The organism is Algoriphagus alkaliphilus (assembly GCF_900103735.1).
GTDB lineage: Bacteria > Bacteroidota > Bacteroidia > Cytophagales > Cyclobacteriaceae > Algoriphagus > Algoriphagus alkaliphilus.
This window is the reverse complement of record NZ_FMXE01000016.1, coordinates 26162-43751: the sequence shown is the minus strand read 5'-3', so window position 1 is coordinate 43751 and position 17590 is coordinate 26162. Positions and strand designations below refer to the sequence as shown.

The 17590-nt window shown below is 42.9% G+C and carries 17 protein-coding genes; 9 read left to right on the top strand and 8 right to left on the bottom strand.

Features of this window, described 5'->3' with window-relative positions; genetic code table 11:
* The first annotated feature begins 50 nt into the window (after positions 1–50).
* Genes BLQ81_RS23130 through BLQ81_RS12200 form a run of 3 tightly spaced genes read left to right on the top strand, consistent with a single transcriptional unit; the run spans position 51 to position 1531 of the window.
* The gene (locus BLQ81_RS23130) at positions 51–425 is read left to right on the top strand and encodes a phage holin family protein (RefSeq protein ID WP_092730374.1); all 375 of its coding nucleotides are present in this window, start codon (positions 51–53) and stop codon (positions 423–425) included.
* Positions 409–792, top strand: a complete 384-nt coding sequence (locus BLQ81_RS12205) for a hypothetical protein (protein ID WP_092730372.1) — start codon at positions 409–411, stop codon at positions 790–792. Before BLQ81_RS23130 ends, BLQ81_RS12205 begins: the two co-directional genes overlap by 17 nt.
* The gene (locus tag BLQ81_RS12200; RefSeq protein ID WP_245693254.1) at positions 761–1531 is read left to right on the top strand and encodes a phosphoglycerol geranylgeranyltransferase; all 771 of its coding nucleotides are present in this window, start codon (positions 761–763) and stop codon (positions 1529–1531) included. The genes BLQ81_RS12205 and BLQ81_RS12200 overlap by 32 nt, the downstream gene beginning before the upstream one ends.
* Here the strand turns inward: BLQ81_RS12200 and BLQ81_RS12195 are convergent.
* The 6 genes from BLQ81_RS12195 to panC form a co-directional block, all read right to left on the bottom strand.
* Positions 1514–2443, bottom strand: a complete 930-nt coding sequence (locus tag BLQ81_RS12195) for an AraC family transcriptional regulator (RefSeq protein ID WP_092730370.1) — start codon at positions 2441–2443, stop codon at positions 1514–1516. The genes BLQ81_RS12200 and BLQ81_RS12195 overlap by 18 nt on opposite strands.
* A gap of 138 nt (positions 2444–2581) precedes the next feature.
* Complete coding sequence (locus tag BLQ81_RS12190) at positions 2582–3721, bottom strand: acyl-CoA dehydrogenase (protein ID WP_092730368.1); 1140 nt, start codon at positions 3719–3721, stop codon at positions 2582–2584.
* 102 nt (positions 3722–3823) lie between these two features.
* Positions 3824–4510: a zinc metallopeptidase gene (locus tag BLQ81_RS12185; protein WP_092730471.1), complete on the bottom strand. Its 687-nt coding sequence runs from the start codon at positions 4508–4510 to the stop codon at positions 3824–3826.
* Positions 4511–4553: 43 nt separating this feature from the next.
* Positions 4554–5558, bottom strand: a complete 1005-nt coding sequence (locus BLQ81_RS12180; protein ID WP_092730366.1) for a lysylphosphatidylglycerol synthase transmembrane domain-containing protein — start codon at positions 5556–5558, stop codon at positions 4554–4556.
* Entirely contained in the window at positions 5558–5905 is a 348-nt protein-coding gene (panD, locus tag BLQ81_RS12175) for an aspartate 1-decarboxylase (RefSeq protein ID WP_092730364.1), read from the bottom strand. The genes BLQ81_RS12180 and panD overlap by 1 nt, the downstream gene beginning before the upstream one ends.
* Positions 5906–5929: 24 nt before the next feature.
* A complete protein-coding gene (gene panC, locus BLQ81_RS12170) occupies positions 5930–6778 on the bottom strand; it encodes a pantoate--beta-alanine ligase (RefSeq protein WP_092730362.1) in 849 nt (282 codons plus the stop codon).
* A 123-nt stretch (positions 6779–6901) separates the two neighbouring features.
* Between panC and BLQ81_RS12165 the strand changes: the two genes are divergently transcribed.
* The 3 genes from BLQ81_RS12165 (at position 6902) to glmS (ending at position 11005) form a co-directional block, all read left to right on the top strand.
* Entirely contained in the window at positions 6902–7714 is an 813-nt protein-coding gene (locus tag BLQ81_RS12165) for a glycogen/starch synthase (protein ID WP_092730360.1), read from the top strand.
* Complete coding sequence (locus BLQ81_RS12160; RefSeq protein WP_092730358.1) at positions 7674–9041, top strand: DUF4270 family protein; 1368 nt, start codon at positions 7674–7676, stop codon at positions 9039–9041. The genes BLQ81_RS12165 and BLQ81_RS12160 overlap by 41 nt, the downstream gene beginning before the upstream one ends.
* Positions 9042–9163: 122 nt before the next feature.
* Positions 9164–11005, top strand: a complete 1842-nt coding sequence (gene glmS / locus BLQ81_RS12155) for a glutamine--fructose-6-phosphate transaminase (isomerizing) (RefSeq protein ID WP_092730356.1) — start codon at positions 9164–9166, stop codon at positions 11003–11005.
* A gap of 370 nt (positions 11006–11375) precedes the next feature.
* Here the strand turns inward: glmS and BLQ81_RS12150 are convergent, their stop codons facing one another.
* A complete protein-coding gene (locus tag BLQ81_RS12150) occupies positions 11376–11600 on the bottom strand; it encodes a Kazal-type serine protease inhibitor family protein (protein WP_092730354.1) in 225 nt (74 codons plus the stop codon).
* A 110-nt stretch (positions 11601–11710) separates the two neighbouring features.
* On the opposite strand from BLQ81_RS12150, the gene prfA reads away from it, so the two are divergent.
* Together prfA and BLQ81_RS12140 are read left to right on the top strand one after the other, a co-directional pair.
* Positions 11711–12784: a peptide chain release factor 1 gene (gene prfA / locus BLQ81_RS12145; RefSeq protein WP_092730352.1), complete on the top strand. Its 1074-nt coding sequence runs from the start codon at positions 11711–11713 to the stop codon at positions 12782–12784.
* 82 nt (positions 12785–12866) lie between these two features.
* Positions 12867–13391: a GNAT family N-acetyltransferase gene (locus tag BLQ81_RS12140; RefSeq protein WP_092730350.1), complete on the top strand. Its 525-nt coding sequence runs from the start codon at positions 12867–12869 to the stop codon at positions 13389–13391.
* 244 nt (positions 13392–13635) lie between these two features.
* Here the strand turns inward: BLQ81_RS12140 and BLQ81_RS12135 are convergent, their stop codons facing one another.
* Complete coding sequence (locus BLQ81_RS12135; protein ID WP_092730348.1) at positions 13636–16446, bottom strand: YCF48-related protein; 2811 nt, start codon at positions 16444–16446, stop codon at positions 13636–13638.
* Between the two features lie 264 nt (positions 16447–16710).
* Here BLQ81_RS12135 and BLQ81_RS12130 point away from each other — a divergent pair, with 264 nt between their 5' ends.
* Positions 16711–17364 carry a Tll0287-like domain-containing protein gene (locus BLQ81_RS12130; protein ID WP_092730346.1) on the top strand — a complete coding sequence of 218 codons (654 nt, stop codon included), beginning with the start codon at positions 16711–16713 and terminating at the stop codon, positions 17362–17364.
* Positions 17365–17590: the final 226 nt, after the last annotated feature.

The window sequence follows — 17590 nt, the reverse complement described above, 5'->3', positions numbered from 1 at the left end:
TTGGACCTAAGTTTTCCAGTATATTAGAACATTAGATAAAAGCTTAAGTTATGTTGAAAATAAGCCACATCATCGAGACTGTGAAAGGGATCGTTGAAACTCGGGTAGGACTAGTAAAGCAAGAAATTCAAAAGCAATTTGTCGAAATATTGTCCCGAATTATCTTGTTGATTTTGATGGGAAGTTTGCTTTTGCTTGTTTTTTTGTTTTTGTCACTTTCCTTGGCCTTCTTCTTGAGTCAAGTTACCAAAAGCCCCTATCTGGGATTTTTAATTGTGGCCATGATTTACTTTATGGTTGTCATACTGTTATTTCAAACGAAGGATTCTTTACAGATACAGAAAAAAACCGAAGGGCTGTTGAACAATTTTATTTTTAAAATGAAGCGAAACAAAAACGAAAATGACGATGAGCAATTACCTTGAAAGTAAGTCTGAAGAATTAGAGCAAACCCTCGCCAAGCAGATAGAACTGCTCAAAAAGGACTCCGAAGATTGGTTGAAATTTGGTGCAGTGGTGGCTGTTGGTGTAGTAATCGGATACGGCATTGTCAAATCGACCCGAAAGAAGCGTGTGAAAATAGATACCATCAGAGCGATGGAAGTTTTAGAGAAAGAAGGTCTGCTCAATGAGGATATCAGAACCCGTTTGATGAGTTCCAAGCAGTCAACTTTTTGGCCCAATTTAACACAGCGCCTGTTGATCTTGGGTCTTGCCCTGGCGAAAGACAAAATTTATAACATGATTTTTGTTCCCGCAGATGAAGACAAAGAAATTGAAAAGAGTCAGTAGACTTCTCAAAAATCTTTCAAAAACTCAACAAAAGGGAATCGCTTGGCTGGTGGATCCTGAAAAGGATTCTGACTTTGATCAATTTGATCGGGTAAAGGATTCCGGCCTGGATTTAATTTTGGTTGGGGGGAGTAGTCCTTCTTCTTCAAATTTTGAAAAGACCATTCAATTACTCCAAAAAGTAAGTGGAGATATCCCGATTTGCATTTTTCCCGGGTCTTATCTTCAATTGTCTGATCAAGCTGACGCGATCCTCTTTATGTCACTGATATCGGGAAGAAATCCCGAATATCTTATTTCGCATCAAGTTCAAGCAGCGGCAAAAGTCAAACAATCCGGTTTGGAAGTTTTGCCTACCGGGTACATTTTAGTTAACAATGGAGAGCTTTTAAGTGTGCATTCAGTAAGCCAGACGATGCCTCTTTCTAATGAAGATGCTGAATTTGTCAAAGCCACAGCTTTGGCGGGCAAATTTCTCGGTATGCGCTACTTCTACCTCGATGCCGGGAGTGGAGCCAGCATTCCGGTAAGTGCAACCATAATTTCGGCCGTTAAAGAGGCAGTAAAATCCCCGGTAATCGTGGGAGGAGGATTGTCAAATTCCGAAAAAGTAAAATCTGCTTTTATGGCTGGAGCAGATTTGGTTGTTTTGGGCAATTCTATTGAGAAAGACCCCGGATTTTTGTACGAGGTCTTAGATCTTAAGCGATGGTACAATCACTCATTGACTGTTAATTAAGGATTCCCTCCTTCGCATTTTGCCTGCAGGCACACCATACATCATCTTAAACCGACGACAGAAGTAAGCGGTATCCTTGTATCCGACTTCTTTTCCGATGTCCCGAATGGATTTTTTGGAGGTACGGAGCAATTCCACCGCAGCTTCCATACGCTGATATTCAATGTAATCCTGAGGATTGATACCGGTCAACATCTTAAAATATTGACCCACATAGTCTTCAGAGACATTGGCTACTTTTGCCAAAACTTTATTGGAAAGATCTCCACCGATATTTGCTTTGATGCAATTAAAAAGATCAATCAAACGAGGGTCTTTGAAATAGGTCGAGTTGGTCGAAAGTTCCTCGGTGAAAAGTCTGTTCTTCAAAATATGACGCAAAAGCTCTATCACCAAAACCTCCGTTTGGGCTTTAAGTGAGCGTTCTTTTCCGACGCTGTTTACTTCTATTTCTTTGATGATATCCTCTATCAGAGTGGCTACCCGATCGTTAAACCGGATAATAAACGGTGGAATATCCAGGGAATTGAAAAAATTCACCACATCAAAGACTTTGGATTCAAATTGGATCAGGGAAATGCAGTCTTCTTCGGTGGTCTTGATTTCTTTAAAGCTGAGACTTTGAAGGTATTTTCGTTTGGTATCTCCAAACTGCTCCATGTCCAGCTCATTCTTTTTGGTTCCTGAACCGAAGGTGAGTTGAGTCTTTTGCCCCTTTGGGATAAATAGAACCTCGCTTTCATTTACGAGCTCCTGATCTTCGCCCATTTTTAGCGTACCATGATGCAGCAGAATCAGGGTATTCTCACTTTCCACATAATTCATCACAGTCACAGGCTTTTCAATTTTGAAATTATTGCCTTTCAAAAACCGAACATGTACTGATTCAATGACTTTGTTGTAATAATCCATGGACTTATAAGTAAAAGTAGGAATGTAAAAATATAACTTTTCCAACGGAAGAACAGGAATATTCTATAAATGAGGGCAAAAAAATAAAAAAAGATATAATTAGTTGTAATTATCCTCTTTGAAAAAGCTTGTCCAGGGTTATTTGAGAATTCTTCTTGAAATTACAATTCGCTGAATTTCTGAAGTTCCTTCATAAATCTGGGTGATTTTTGCGTCGCGCATTAATCGCTCAACATGATATTCTTTCACATAGCCATATCCTCCATGGACCTGAACCGCCTCAATAGTTACATTCATCGCTACCTCTGAAGCGTATAACTTTGCCATGGCTGATGCATGTGCATAATCTTCTTTTTGATCTTTGAGCCAGGCAGCTTTGTACACCAAAAGTCTTGCTGCTTCAATCTGGGTCGCCATATCCGCAAGTTTAAACTGGATAGCTTGGTGCTGACTTATAGGCTTGCCGAAGGACTTTCGCTCTTTGGAATAGGCCAAAGCCAATTCATATGCTCCTGCGGCGATTCCCAGCGCTTGAGCCGCGATTCCTATTCTTCCACCATTCAATGTTTCCATTGCAAAGGTAAACCCGAAGCCTTCCTCGGCGATTCTGTTCTCCACCGGCACCTTCACATCAGTGAACATCAGGGAATGGGTGTCAGAACCCCGGATGCCTAGCTTATCTTCCTTCTTTCCAATGTCAAATCCTTCCCAACCCTTTTCTACAATAAAGACGGAGATACCCTTATGTCCCAGACTTGCATCAGTTTGGGCAATGACCAGATAGATACTCGCGGAAGAACCGTTGGTGATCCAGTTTTTGGTGCCGTTAAGGATGTAGTGGTCGCCTTCAAGCGCTGCACTGGTTTTTTGGGAGGTAGCATCAGAACCTGCCTCCGGTTCGGAAAGACAAAATGCGCCCAAGACCTCACCACTGGTAAGGCGCGTCAAATATTTTTGCTTTTGGGCTTCGGAACCATACTTTTCCAAGCCCCAGCAAACAAGGGAATTGTTAACAGACATGGAGACAGAGGCAGAGGCATCTATCTTCGATAATTCCTCCATCGCAATGACGTAGGAGACAGTGTCCATTCCGCCACCGTTGTATTTTGGGTCGACCATCATACCCATGAAGCCCAATTCCCCCATTTTTTTAATTTGTTCCTGTGGGAATTTAGCTTCGGTGTCGCGCGCTATGACTCCGGGAAGTAGTTCCGATTGAGCAAATTCTCGCGCCGCTTCCTGTACCGCCAGATGCTCTTCAGTCAGTTGAAAATTCATAGGGTTAGTAATATTTCGGGTTTTATTTCAATTCGAAAATATAGCCCTAAAAAAGAAAAGGGGCAAAAACTTGCCCCTTTCAGAATTTTATTTTGATCTGGATCAATCCCGATTGCCAAAAAAGACAAATATGTAATAGGCCAAAGTAGCCAAAGAAGCTAATGCCGCCACTACATAAGTCATTGCTGCCCAATGAAGCGCGTCTTTTGACATCTCATATTCCGGTCGAGTCACGATATTTCTGGTTTGTACCCATGCCAAGGCTCTATTGGAAGCATCAAATTCAACTGGCAGTGTCACCAATGTAAAGAGAGTCATAATTGAATATGCACCTACTACGATATATCCAATGAACTCGTAAGGTAAGCCCAAGGCAAACCCTCCAAGGAGAGAGGCGATCAAAACTACGTTTAAGATTTTTCCGGAAATGTTCTGAATTGGCACAAGTGCAGATCTCATTTTCAGCCAAGCATAGGAAGTCGCATGCTGTACCGCGTGACCGCATTCGTGAGCAGAGACAGCCGTGGCAGCAGCATTCCGCCCATAAAACACATCCGGGGATAAGTTTACAGTTTTGTTCATCGGGTTGTAGTGATCTGTGAGTTGACCTTCCACGCAGACTACTTTTACATCGTGAATATTATTATCTGCCAACATCAGCTTGGCAATCTCAGCGCCTGAAAGGTTGGCTTGAAGGGTAGTTTGTGAATACTTCTTGAACTTGCTTTTAAGCTTGCTGCTCACAATAAATCCAAGACCTGCAAATACTACTACAATTACGATTAGAATAATCATTTTATTAAGTGGTTTAAAACTGGGTGTTAATACGAAGTTATGCCTTGTCAGGTTTAATCCAAGCAGGGATTCTCATCATTACTATCCAGCTGATCAATCCAACGATCACGATCATGATCGTTTGGGTTCCATGGATGATGGCTGCGAAAATCTTACCGTCTGAATCTGACACTCCAAATTGGATCAAAATGTAAGCCACCAATGCATGAAAGGTCCCAATACCCCCTTGGACAGGGGCAATCATGCCAATACTTCCCATGACCATCACCAAGAGAACTTCCCCGGGTGTCAAGTTGGCAGTACTTTGGATTGCAAGAGAGACCAAGTACATAGTCAAAAAGTAGATAATCCATATCAAAAATGAGCTGGCCCAAAAGCCTATTGGATTTTTGAGGGTAGAAATACTTTTCACTCCTGACAGGAGCTGCCGTCCAAAATTTTGAAGCTTATTGACAATCCCGTGGTTTCGGAACCTTTTGAAAAGAAGGTAAAGGAACAGGAAAAAGATGATCAGGCCTCCAAGTAGAATCGGAAGATTATTGAATAGTTTTTGGCCAAGACTTTCCACATCAACCAATTCCCGTGCAAGAGCCAGGAACAGGTTGTTTTCGAGAACAAAGGCCAGAAGGATGGTTCCTGTCAAAAATACAAGATCAATGCTCCTTTCTAAAATTACCGTACCGATCAAATGCCCCACTGAGATGCCGTTTGTTCTGGAGAGCACTCCACATCTGGCGACTTCACCTGCCCTTGGAACAAGCATATTGGCCAGATAGCCTACCATCACGGCATGGTAGGCACGGTTAGCAGTGACAGGTTTGCCTTCATCGGCTTGGATCAAAAGAGCCCATCGCCAGCCACGAACCCAAAATCCGAAAAGTGAAATGGCCAAAGAGGAAACAATCCAAAACCAATTTGATGAGCGCAACTGAGCCATCAGGCTTGTCATCTCGATATCTTTGTATAAAAACCAGAAAATCCAGACCGCTACCGTCAATGATACAGCGACCTGGATTCCTTGTTTAACCTTGGGATTGAGCATCAGATGAGTTTATTTCTTTCGTCAGGAAAGATAAGAATAGGCTTGTGTTTTTTTGCTTGCTCAAATTCCATTCCCGCATAGGAAATGATAATGACAATGTCTCCGACAGCCGCTTTTCTTGCTGCCGGACCGTTGAGGCATACTTGCCCACTGCCTCTTTCACCCTTGATTACGTATGTCTCCAGGCGCTCTCCGTTATTTACGTTTACGACCTGGACTTTCTCATTTTCGATCAGATTAGCAGCATCCATCAACTCTTCGTCGATCGTAATGGATCCTACATAGTGCAGTTCAGCCTGAGTGATTTTTACCCGGTGTATCTTGGATTTTAAGACTTGGATAATCATTGGTTTGGTTTTTCGGCCGCAAGATTAAGAAATAATCGGCATGTTGTCTATCAAACGGACAGCTCCAATAAAAGCTGCCACGCAGATTGAAGATTTTTGTATTGAGTCAAAGACAGTATAAGTCTCAAAGGAATCCGGATGAATCAATTCTAAATATTCCAATTGTGCGAATGGTTCATTTTCAAATCCGGATCTAATTTCAACTTGAATTTCAAACCATGATTTCCCATTCAATAGTTCAGTCTTGGCTTTTTCCAAACTGGAAAAAAGGAGTAAAGCGGTCAGCCTTTCCTGAGGACTGAGACGCAAATTTCTGGAGGACATCGCCAATCCATCAACTTCCCGTCTGGTAGGGATGACTTCCAGCTTTAGGTCAAAGGAAAGATCGGCCACCAGACGTTTGATGATTGCGACTTGCTGTAGGTCTTTTTGTCCAAAAAAGGAAACATGGGGTCGGATGAGATGAAAAAGTTTGGAAACTACTATGCCTACTCCATTGAAATGCCCCGGTCTGAATTTGCCTTCTAGCACATGCTCCAAATCCCCAAAGTAAAATTTCAATTGAGTTGGGGCAGGATACATCTCTTCCACCGAAGGCAAAAAGACATAGTCAACTCCGGCCTGTGTTAATTTTTCCAGATCCAGATCCAGGGTTTTCGGGTATTTCTGAAAATCCTCCGGGTTATTGAATTGAGTTGGGTTGACAAAAATAGAAACTAGGGTCACATCGCAAGTGGAGCGGGATTTGGCAACCAAATCCAAGTGCCCGTCATGGAGGGCACCCATCGTGGGAACGAGTCCGATTTGCTGATTATTTCGAAGGTGATTGAGCCATAGGGGGTTCCATTCGGCTCCTGTGCGGATTAGCTTCACGCGTAGGTAGTATTTCGGCTAATTGGGGCAAAACTAGATTATAATCCAGAATTACAATGCTTTTAGCCATTTTTTATTTATCTTTGTGCCGTTGTTTATCACGTTCATTAAAATCCCCTAAGCATGTCCAAACTACGTATCCTCTACGTTGCCAGTGAAATCAACCCTTTCTTACAAACTTCTGAAGTAGCCAATTTCTTACGATCCCTTCCCCAAGCCATGCAAGAGCGCGGGATGGAAATCCGTATTTTGGTACCTAAGTTCGGGTTGATCAATGAGCGAAAAAACAGACTTCACGAAGTGGTCAGACTTTCCGGGATCAACATCGCAGTAGGTGATGAAGAGAAGCCGTTGATCATCAAGGTTGCCTCGATTCCCAATGCCAAGCTTCAGGTTTATTTTATTGACAATGAGGACTATTTTCAGCGAAAGCATGTTTTTCATGATAAGCAGCTGAAATTCTATGAAGACAATGACGAGCGCGCTATTTTCTTCTGTAAAGGAGTCATCGAGACCGTCAAAAAATTAGGATGGGCTCCTGACATTGTCCATTGCAATGATTGGATGACTTCGCTTATCCCGATGTATCTGAAGACTACCTATAAAAACGAACCACTTTTTAAGGACACTAAAACTGTCTTTGCGATCTATAACAATGGATTTTCGCATACCTTTGGCGACGATTTGTTAAACAAGGTTAAGATGGTGGATATCGATGACACTATTTTGGCATCTTTGAAGACCAAAGACTTCGCAGGCTTTATCAAGATCGGGATGGAATATGCCGATTTGGTGGTAAAGGGTAGCGGTGTCTCTGCAGAATTAAACCAACTCATCGAGGATTTCTCAAAAGACAAACAGTTTGAAATTAGTATCGAAGAAGAGCAACAAGCTCATGACGAGCTTTTCGGCATCTATAACAACCTTGCCGGGTAAACTGGCGGTTTCCGCTTTCATTTCAATCCTTCTCATCAGTTCATGCAGCGACCCGGCATCTGTCGGGTTGGAGTTAGCTCCTGGAAACAACCAAATTGGTGTTTTCTACAGAGAGTTCAATCTTGACGCACGAATGGTGTTGGTTGACTCGTTCAACACCACCAATTCCTCTGTCCTACTTACAGGATATGAGGTGGATGATTTTTTTGGGAAAACCGAAGTGACGGCCTATTCGAGAATGACCATTGACATAGGCGCAGTGCGACCTCGAAATGATGCAATTTTTGATTCAGCCTTGTTTAAATTTGACGTGGTCAGTGTAAACGGAACCAATCTTGATCAGCCCAAGAAGTTTTCGGTATATCAATTATCTGAACCGATCCTGGATACGCTTTATTTCAATTTTGATGAGTTGAGTTTTGCGCCTACACCGATTGCCGAGCTCAGCTTTACCTTTGGAGATATAAGAGATACCACCATTTCCTTCCGTGCAAAAAATGATTTTGCAGTTGGAGTGTTCTCCAAAATCCAAAACGGCAGAGAGATTCAAAGCTTGTTTGATTTCCGTAGATTTTGGCAAGGTATTGCAATCAAATCCGATCCTGCGAATAATGCGACTATAGGAATGAATGTAGGTCGGGACACCGGGATGGATCTATATTACCATTATTTAGGTGATACCGTTGCAAGTCGATACCGAATTACCACCTTCCCCGCCAGAAGTTTTAATGGCATCAAATCTGACAGATCAGCTACGCCCACTGCAAGTATTGTACAGCGGGGGAGAGATTATGATGTAGGACCTATCGTAGGAATGAAAGGTACGCTCGGTATGTCTTTGAAAATCGACACCAGCCCATTTGATGCATTTCTGGATACGCTCTCGGGAGTGGTCTTTAATCAGGTGATTTTTGAAATCGATGAGGTAAGAGCGTTGCCTACAGGACAGAATAATCTTCCACTTTTCTACACCTATTTCACGGACCAATCCAATAAGTTTATCCGAAGAAGACTGGATAATAACCCCGTAACGCTTCAATTAACTAAACAGCCTCAATTCGACTTGGATGCAAGTGGGAATAAGGTGCTTCCGGACAGAGCTCCCGCGGTCTCCAACTATGTAGCCCGAACTAATCAATATTCTCTCGATATAACGTCCTATCTCAATGCTTTATACAGAGGCGATATAGCCCGTACAGACTGGTTGCTGTATGGCGGACTTGTAAATCGAAGTTCTTTTATCGACGATTTTAGAATGTCCCTTAGACAGTTCACGGTAAATAAGGACAAAATCAAAGTCAAGGTCATCTATTCTAAATCGAGATAAACTTTCAATTTCGAAAAAGTAACACAGATCCACTTCTCTTTTTTAGGGAAGTGGATTATTTTTTTTGGCATGAAAGCTGTTTCTTTGTGGAAGTTTAAAAAAACTTTTAAGAATTTTTAAGTATGTGTGGAATTGTCGCGTATGTCGGGCAGCAGGAAGCTTTGCCCATTATCCTCAAAGGTCTCAGAAGATTAGAATATAGAGGATATGATTCGGCCGGTGTTGCTTTATTGGATAAGCACGGGTTAAGTATCTATAAAAAGAAGGGAAAAGTCTCTGAACTAGAGAAGTATCTGGAGTCAAACGGGGAAGTAAAGTCAAAAATCGGGATAGGTCATACCCGATGGGCTACACACGGTGAACCGAATGATGTCAATGCTCACCCGCATTATTCGGCTTCTGAGAAGTTTGCGATGATTCACAACGGAATCATCGAAAATTACGAAGTGTTAAAAAAAGATCTACTTCAAAAAGGCTATACCTTTGATAGTGATACCGATACGGAAGTTTTTGTCAAATTTATTGAAGACATCTACGTTAATAACCATTGCACACTGGAAGAAGCCCTTCGGCTGGCTTTGCACAAAGTGGTCGGTGCTTATGCCATTGTATTAATCAATAAAGAAGAGCCTGATACACTCATTGCAGCACGTAAAGGTTCTCCATTAGTTATCGGAGTTGGAGAAGAGGAGTTCTTTTTGGCTTCAGATGCGACACCGATTATCGAATACACCAATAAGGTCGTTTATCTTGACGACTATGAGATTGCGGTGATTCGAGATGGAAAGTTGCAAGTCAAAACCATCGAAAACGTAGAAACCAACCCTTACATCAATCAGCTCGAAATGGAGCTGGAAGCCATCGAAAAGGGTGGTTACGAGCATTTCATGCTCAAAGAAATCTACGAACAGCCCAAGTCTATCGCAGATTGTCTGAGAGGTCGTCTGGATGCCAAATCCGGTAGACTGGTACTGGGCGGACTACGGGATTACATGAATAAATTTCAGAATGCGGAGCGCATTATTATCACAGCCTGTGGTACCTCTTGGCATGCCGGATTGGTAGCAGAATATCTTTTTGAAGAGTTTGCCAGAGTACCCGTGGAAGTGGAATACGCTTCGGAGTTCAGATATCGTAATCCGGTCATCAGCGAAAAAGATTTTGTGATTGCGATCTCCCAATCCGGAGAGACCGCAGATACTTTGGCTGCGATTGAACTTGCAAAGTCCAAAGGAGCAACAATTTTCGGAGTGTGTAATGTGGTGGGCTCTTCCATTCCCAGAGCCACGCATGCAGGTTCCTATACCCACGCAGGTCCGGAAATAGGAGTTGCCTCCACCAAAGCCTTTACAGCACAGATCTCCGTATTGGCGATGATGGCACTTAAGCTGGGCTATCAGCGCGGGACCCTGCCGGAAAATAAATACATCCAACTCCTGAACGAGCTGGAAGCTATACCTGCCAAGGTGGAAAGAGCTTTGCTGACCAATGACCTGATCAAAGAGATTGCAGCAGAATATAAAGACGTGACCAATGCCCTGTATCTGGGACGGGGATACAATTTCCCTGTTGCACTGGAAGGAGCATTGAAGCTGAAGGAGATTTCTTACATCCATGCTGAAGGTTACCCCGCTGCCGAGATGAAGCACGGTCCGATTGCTTTGATTGATGAGGCCATGCCTGTTTTCTTCATTGCGACCCAGGACAGCTCCTATGAAAAAGTGGTGAGCAACATTCAGGAGGTAAAAGCCAGAAAAGGGAAAGTGATCGCAGTAGTGACAGAAGGTGATACCCAAGTAAAAGCTATGGCGGATCACGTCATCGAGATTCCTGCTGTGCACGAGGCATTCGTCCCTTTGGTGGCAGTAGTTCCCTTGCAGCTGCTTTCTTACCACATCGCCGTGATGAGAGGTTGTAATGTAGATCAACCGAGAAACTTGGCAAAATCTGTAACAGTCGAATAACCTAGTTCTATCTTATATCAAAAAGCCCGAAGTGATTTTCGGGCTTTTTGTTTTCATGACATGTTGATTTTACCTGATATGTATTTCCACAATATGATTATCCGCAATTCTACCAGTTTGCTAAAATTGAAATTGCAAAAAGCGGATAATCGTCGACAGACGACCGTCCACAGTCCACAGCTCGTCTCATCGGACTTCTATCCTTATTTCCTATGGCTACTGGTAAGAAAGCGGATATACAGACTCCACAATCCTACCATCAAACAAATTTGATTAAGTAACACAGCGACCTGTAAAATTACCTGTGTGACTAGCTTTAACCTTTTAAAATGGATTGATCTTAAACCCAAGGAATCAGTTCCTGTCCATATTATTTACATTCACCTTGGGTCCATGACTTGAGGCCCGATAGGTCAGCGGCACAGGCATTGAAGTAAGTTTTTCCGTCGCAACCGCAAACCGGAGTATAATCGAACGTGCATGGCCCTGACCTGATCTTTTCAGGATCTATACAATTTGCTAAGGGATTTTCTTCTTCACAGTGGGAAAAAGTAAAAAGCGCGCCAAAGAACAATAAAACAGGCAGGTTTCTCATGCCTCAAGAACGGATTTTCCAATCCGGGCGCAACATCTTAGGGGTGTGAGTTGACAATTTTAGACTACTCACCCGATAAATTCCTTACTTTTGCGCAGCGAATAAAACCCATGCTGGACAAATTACAAGCCCTGAAAGACCGTTTCGAAGAAGTAGGTCAACTCATCATCATGCCGGACTCCATGTCCGACATGAGCAAATACACCAAGCTATCCAAGGAATACAAAGAACTTGAGAAAATCGTCATTGCCTATGACGAGTACAAGCTTGTGCTTCAAAACATCTACAGCTCCAAAGAGGTGCTGGATAAAGAAAAGGATCCGGAATTCCGTGAAATGGCAAAAGCAGAGTTGGATTACCTTCGGGAGCGAAAGGATGTGCTTGAAGAAGTGGTGAAGCAGCTGCTGATTCCAAAGGATCCAAATGACTCCAAAGACTGTATTCTGGAAATCAGAGGAGGCACAGGAGGAGACGAAGCTTCGATCTTTGCCGGGGATTTGTTTCGGATGTATGAGCGGTTCTGTGAAATGCAGGGTTGGAAGCTCACGGTACTCGATTTGACTTTTGGATCTGCGGGCGGGTACAAAGAAATCATTGCCACCGTCTCGGGTGCCGACGTATATGGCATGCTCAAATATGAATCGGGAGTACATCGAGTCCAGCGGGTGCCTGCCACAGAATCCCAAGGCAGGGTGCATACCTCTGCCGCATCTGTGGCTGTTTTACCCGAAATGGATGAAGTTGAGGTACACCTGGACATGAATGAGATTCGCAAGGACACCTATTGTTCTTCCGGTCCGGGCGGTCAGTCCGTAAATACCACCTATTCCGCAGTGAGGTTGACCCACCTTCCTTCGGGCTTGGTAGTGACCTGTCAGGATGAAAAATCCCAGATCAAAAACTTTGAAAAAGCACTCAAAGTATTGCGCTCCAGACTCTATGAAATCGAACTGACCAAGCACAATGATGCTGTCGGTGCCCAGCGTAGATCAATGGTGGGCAGTGGTGACCGGTCGGACAAAATCAGGACTTATAACTACTCCCAATCCCGTGTCACAGACCACAGGATCAACAAAACGGTCTATAATCTACCGGATGTGATGGATGGGCATATCGAGGAATTCATCTCTGCACTGCGATTGGCAGAAAACCTTGAGAAAATGAAAGCCGGAGGAATCGAGTAAGTGGAACAGACTTTGAAGAAATCAATTAACAAAGTATATTGAACAAACAATTAACCAGCGGAGGAATAACCTACCTACTTTTATGATCATAACAGGAGAAAAAGAAATTAACCTAGTCACTTGGAATGACTCCCATTTTCATCAACTCTATCCGCTAGCCAATAACCCCAAAATTGCCATGAATCTGAGGGACAGTTATCCTCAGCCTTATACCATTCATGACGCGAGGCACTGGATAGAACACAATCAGAAGTTTAACCCACCGCAAAACTTTGCCATCGAATATGAGGGAAAGCTGGCCGGGTCCATCGGTTCAGAACGCGGAAAAGATGAACTCCGAACTAATTTGGAATTAGGATTTTGGGTGGGGGAACCATTTTGGGGAAAAGGGATTGCCTCCGAAGCGGTAAAGCTTTACACCAAATATGTATTTGAAAAATTTGATATCCAGCGAATCTATGCCCAAGTCTATGACTTCAATGGAGAATCTATGAATGTACTGGAAAAAGCGGGATACATCCCCGAAGCAATTCTAAAAAAAGCATTTATCAAAAGAGGCAGGGTTGGCGATATTTTCCAATATGTGATGATCCGCGATGAGGAATAAATAAACTTCGGTTTCCGATGGCTTATTTTGTTCTCGCTTTCCTTTAACCCGAAATATGCATTAGCAATTCTATTGTGGCCAGTAATTGCATCAAAATCAGTCACTACGTTGCTGTTTTCGACTTCACCATAGCGGTGCTATGCCTCAGTCTCCAAACAGCCTGATTTTATTGCACTTACTGTCCTCATAACGAAACCTAATGCATAGTCCGGGTTTAACATATTTCCATCAATACACATCCAAGCTACCGAACCAGTATTTTTTTGGAGACAATACCATTTTTGCCCAGAAGCTGAATCAAAAGAAAACCTTTCGGAAGGTTATCGAATCGCATTTCATTTTGATAAGGTGGGATTGACCTTGTTTCTACTACTTGACCAACAAAATTGTAAATGAAGACAATGGACCACGAATCCAAAGCCTTTGATGAAATGCTCAGATTCCCCTGACTTGGATTAGGATAGACCTTCAGATCTCCTTCATCGAAAGGCTCTGAAGAAGTGATGACGTTTACATTCACCGACAGGATTCGCTTTGGGCTGTAGTTGCACGCATTTTGAGCTTCAATGGCAAGTTCATAGTCCCCCTCATTTTCCCACAAAATAATGACCCTTCCGGTCCCCTGTCCTGCCAGAATTCTTCCCCCGCCGGATAGACTCCAGCGATAGTTCAATCCTGCCGTCGCAGTTACCTCATAGATTTGCTCTCCGAGCCCCACTCGGGGTTCACCGGAAATACCCAATGGTGAATCGGGAGCAGCATTCACCGTGATCGTTTTCAGAATTGGTGCAGCGGGTCCACATCGACTCTCCTGCGAAACACTTAACTGCTGCTGTCCTGAAAGTGTCCATTTGACCTCGACTTTATGCGTTCCCTGTCCTTGGGTAATTTCGCCTCCGGTCACGTTCCAAGTATAAGTTGTCCCATCAAACTTTGGAAGGGAATAGTTGTAAGAGTTGTCCTTACAGACAGCCCCATCTCCTGTGATAACCAGATTAAGAGCGGGGCTTGGAATCACCTCTACTTCCAAAGCGGAAGTCTCTCCACTGCCACAAAAATTGGAACGACTGACCAAGACTGCATTTCTACCCGGTGTATTCCATTTGACTTCAATTTGACTGGTTCCTTGGCCGGAAATTATTTCTCCTCCGTCTATCCTCCAGATGATTTCAGATCCCGGGCTTGGAAGTTGGGTTATTCGGTAGGTTGTATTTGCCAGACAGGATTTCGATTCACCCGTGATTTCTCCCAAAGTCCCCACCGGAGGGATGCAAGTATAGGTAATGATGGATCCATCCTGACCCACAAAATAAGCTTTGGAGTCGGTGCCAGGACTTACCCCTGTCAAGTTTCGAACTGTTCCGGTGGAGGACTTAATCCAAGTTTCACCCCCGTCAAGCGTGACCAATGCTACTCCCTCATCTCCGGCAATGAATCCGATATTTTCACCAAAAAAGGCGATGGAGTTTAGATTTTTCGAGGTCCCGGATTCGATTTTTCGCCATGTTCTGGCTTTGTCATCCGTTTTAAGTATTGTTCCGGCATTTCCTACAATAATTGCGCGTATCGTATCCAATTTGGCTAGGGCATTTAGATTTTCCTCCGTCACTTTTGGTAGTGTCTCCCACTCACTTCCGCCTGCGCTTCGACTGATTTGACCGTTATCGCCCATGGCAAAACCGAAAACGAAATCAAAAAAAGTAACATCTTTCAGGTTTTTGGCCGTGTTGGATTTTACGGTTTGGTCCCAAGTCACTCCCGAATCAGTAGACCTTGTGATATAGCCATTATTGCCTGCTGCATAGATGACAGAAGGAGCAAATAAGTAAAATCCGGAAATAGTTCTGTTTACCGAAAGTGAAAGCGGCACCCAATTGCTACCAGAATTTCCCGTGCGGTATATTTTTCCTCCCGCCGAACTGGTGAAGCCGTAGCTGGTATTCCAAAAGTCTATGGTTTGAATAAGAAGGGGTTCGGGAATTGGTCTGCTAACAAGGGTGGCCGCTCCGTTGGAGGTGACAAATAAGCCGCCATTTTCCCCTGCAATGTATCCGGTGTTTATGCTTTTGAAATCAACAGAAGTAAAGTTATTTCGAATGCCGGCAAATTTTTGAACCCAACTTGCACCCGAGTTTGTGGAGTTCAGAAGATATCCATCTTGTCCCACAGCAGATGAAAGGGCCGAATTTGGTTTGAAAGCAATATTTTTGATGTTTCGTGTATTGGTAGCTCCAAGATTGAGATTGGCAAAAGTGCTGCCGGCATTCACTGTTCTCACGATAGTAGCTCTATCACCCACCGCCACAATAACCCGAATGTCAAGGGGACTGACAGTGACCTTTCTTAGCGTCTGGTTTGTATTCGAAATTAATTCGGACCAGGATTCTCCTCCGTTTGATGTTTTTAGAATTGCGCCATTCTGACCTACCACGTAGCCTGTCATAGGATCTGGAAATACAAGGCCAAACAAGTCCCTGTTGGCGGCAATAGCAGTGACGTTCCAGGTATTCCCTTTATCAAAAGATTTAAGAATTCTGCCTTGATCGGCAGTTATAAAAGCAGTGTTTTCATTTACAAATGTGATATCGTTTAGTCCCAAGTTGGTGCCGCTGGATACCTTTGACCAGGTTGTTCCCGAGTTAATTGACAGAAGAATTTCCCCGTTTTGGCCAACCGCCACAAGTTGTGTGGATGCCGTTTTGGCTACACTTCGAAGGTTGTTTTGAGTTCCTGAGGTCTTTTGTTCCCAGCTTTTTCCAAAATCGGAACTCGTAAAAATCACCCCTTTTTCACCTACGACTACCCCATGACCGTTTCTCAAAAAGGCAACATCCGAAAATCGAGTGTCAAATTTTTGCAATACCTCATCCCATGTCGCTCCACCATCACTGGTGCGGATGATCAAATTTTCTCCAACAATCACCCCTTCAGTTTCATTAATCCAAACAATAGATTCGAAGTCCAGTCCCCAACTTTGCATACGAGTCCAGATTTGAGACCAGGATTCCATCGATAAAAAGAGGAGTAAAAAGAGTGTAATAGAGATTCTTTTCATTTCATTCCATGAATAATTGCTTCAATATGAAGACTTAACAAAATATTAGATCCTTAAAGTATACCACAAACAGTTTTAAGTTAATCAAGTGTTCTGAACAGTTATCTAAAAATGCTTGATAAATTTAAGCTAAAATTCAAAAGGATATGAAATCGAGCCTGTGGCAGACAGGCTCGATGCAAAACTGCAGTTGCTGGCAAGATTATCCATAATGCGAAATTCCCTGCAGGCTGGTATGGCCTATAAAAATCAAATTAAAATCATATGAAGAAGCTAATCATTTTAGGGATTGCCGCATTTTTACAGTTTTCCTGTGGTCCTCAGGAGCGGGTTTCAAAAGAAACTTTTGAGCAGGTAAATCAGGCGATGGAAGTTAAGCGGCTGGTAGAGGTTGAGATATTGGATGAAGCGATGGATTGGGGAGATTCAATTTCTTCAGAGGCACAGCGACAGTTAATTTCAAATCTTCAATCTGCAATTGCAGAAAAAGGAGAGGCCGGGGCCGTTGAATTTTGTAAGGTGCTGGCACTTCCGATTTTAGCTGAAGTAAACCAAAAATATGGAGTAGAAATTCGGCGTGCATCAAATCGCTATCGTAATCCGGCAGACCAACCCAATGAAGAAGAAAAGGCAATTTTGGAAGCTTATGAATACAATGTGGAAAGTGGGAATAAAAGTGAGCCAAATATTCAAAAATTTGAGAATGGAGAGGTCTTCTTATATACCAAACCCATTGTTATTCCCGGAGGGTTTTGCCTGAGTTGTCATGGTGATCCGGGGAAAGATATCAATGATGAGACCCTTCAAAAGCTAAACGAACTTTACCCTCAGGACAATGCCAAAGGTCATAAGGTGGGTGATTTGAGAGGAATGTGGTCGATAAGAATTCCAAAAAGAGAAGTGGTAAAAAGGCTTTAATGACTAATTCATTTCAAAAATCTGAAAATGAAATGCCCAAAGGACTTTTCTTCTTAAGCAATGTACGAAAAACTTGATTATCATTATTCCAAGAAAAAAATTTTACTAAAAAGGTTCATATCTTAAAATAAGGCAAAAAATAACTCTTCCATTTATATAAACAACAGAAAACAGTCAGTTTATAGAGATATACAGTTAGATTTTTAAGTGAATTTGGCGGAATTTG

Bases quoted from the DNA above. Each gene is read 5' to 3' on its own strand.
- BLQ81_RS12200 (WP_245693254.1), top strand. From the start codon at position 761: ATGAAGACAAAGAAATTGAAAAGAGTCAGTAGACTTCTCAAAAATCTT.
- BLQ81_RS12180 (WP_092730366.1), bottom strand. From the start codon at position 5,558: ATGCTCAATCCCAAGGTTAAACAAGGAATCCAGGTCGCTGTATCATTG.
- BLQ81_RS12150 (WP_092730354.1), bottom strand. From the start codon at position 11,600: ATGAGAAACCTGCCTGTTTTATTGTTCTTTGGCGCGCTTTTTACTTTT.
- BLQ81_RS12135 (WP_092730348.1), bottom strand. From the start codon at position 16,446: ATGAAAAGAATCTCTATTACACTCTTTTTACTCCTCTTTTTATCGATG.
- glmS (WP_092730356.1), top strand. From the start codon at position 9,164: ATGTGTGGAATTGTCGCGTATGTCGGGCAGCAGGAAGCTTTGCCCATT.
- BLQ81_RS23130 (WP_092730374.1), top strand. From the start codon at position 51: ATGTTGAAAATAAGCCACATCATCGAGACTGTGAAAGGGATCGTTGAA.
- BLQ81_RS12130 (WP_092730346.1), top strand. From the start codon at position 16,711: ATGAAGAAGCTAATCATTTTAGGGATTGCCGCATTTTTACAGTTTTCC.
- BLQ81_RS12160 (WP_092730358.1), top strand. From the start codon at position 7,674: ATGACGAGCTTTTCGGCATCTATAACAACCTTGCCGGGTAAACTGGCG.
- panD (WP_092730364.1), bottom strand. From the start codon at position 5,905: ATGATTATCCAAGTCTTAAAATCCAAGATACACCGGGTAAAAATCACT.
- BLQ81_RS12195 (WP_092730370.1), bottom strand. From the start codon at position 2,443: ATGGATTATTACAACAAAGTCATTGAATCAGTACATGTTCGGTTTTTG.
- BLQ81_RS12205 (WP_092730372.1), top strand. From the start codon at position 409: ATGAGCAATTACCTTGAAAGTAAGTCTGAAGAATTAGAGCAAACCCTC.
- BLQ81_RS12140 (WP_092730350.1), top strand. From the start codon at position 12,867: ATGATCATAACAGGAGAAAAAGAAATTAACCTAGTCACTTGGAATGAC.
- prfA (WP_092730352.1), top strand. From the start codon at position 11,711: ATGCTGGACAAATTACAAGCCCTGAAAGACCGTTTCGAAGAAGTAGGT.
- BLQ81_RS12190 (WP_092730368.1), bottom strand. From the start codon at position 3,721: ATGAATTTTCAACTGACTGAAGAGCATCTGGCGGTACAGGAAGCGGCG.
- BLQ81_RS12165 (WP_092730360.1), top strand. From the start codon at position 6,902: ATGTCCAAACTACGTATCCTCTACGTTGCCAGTGAAATCAACCCTTTC.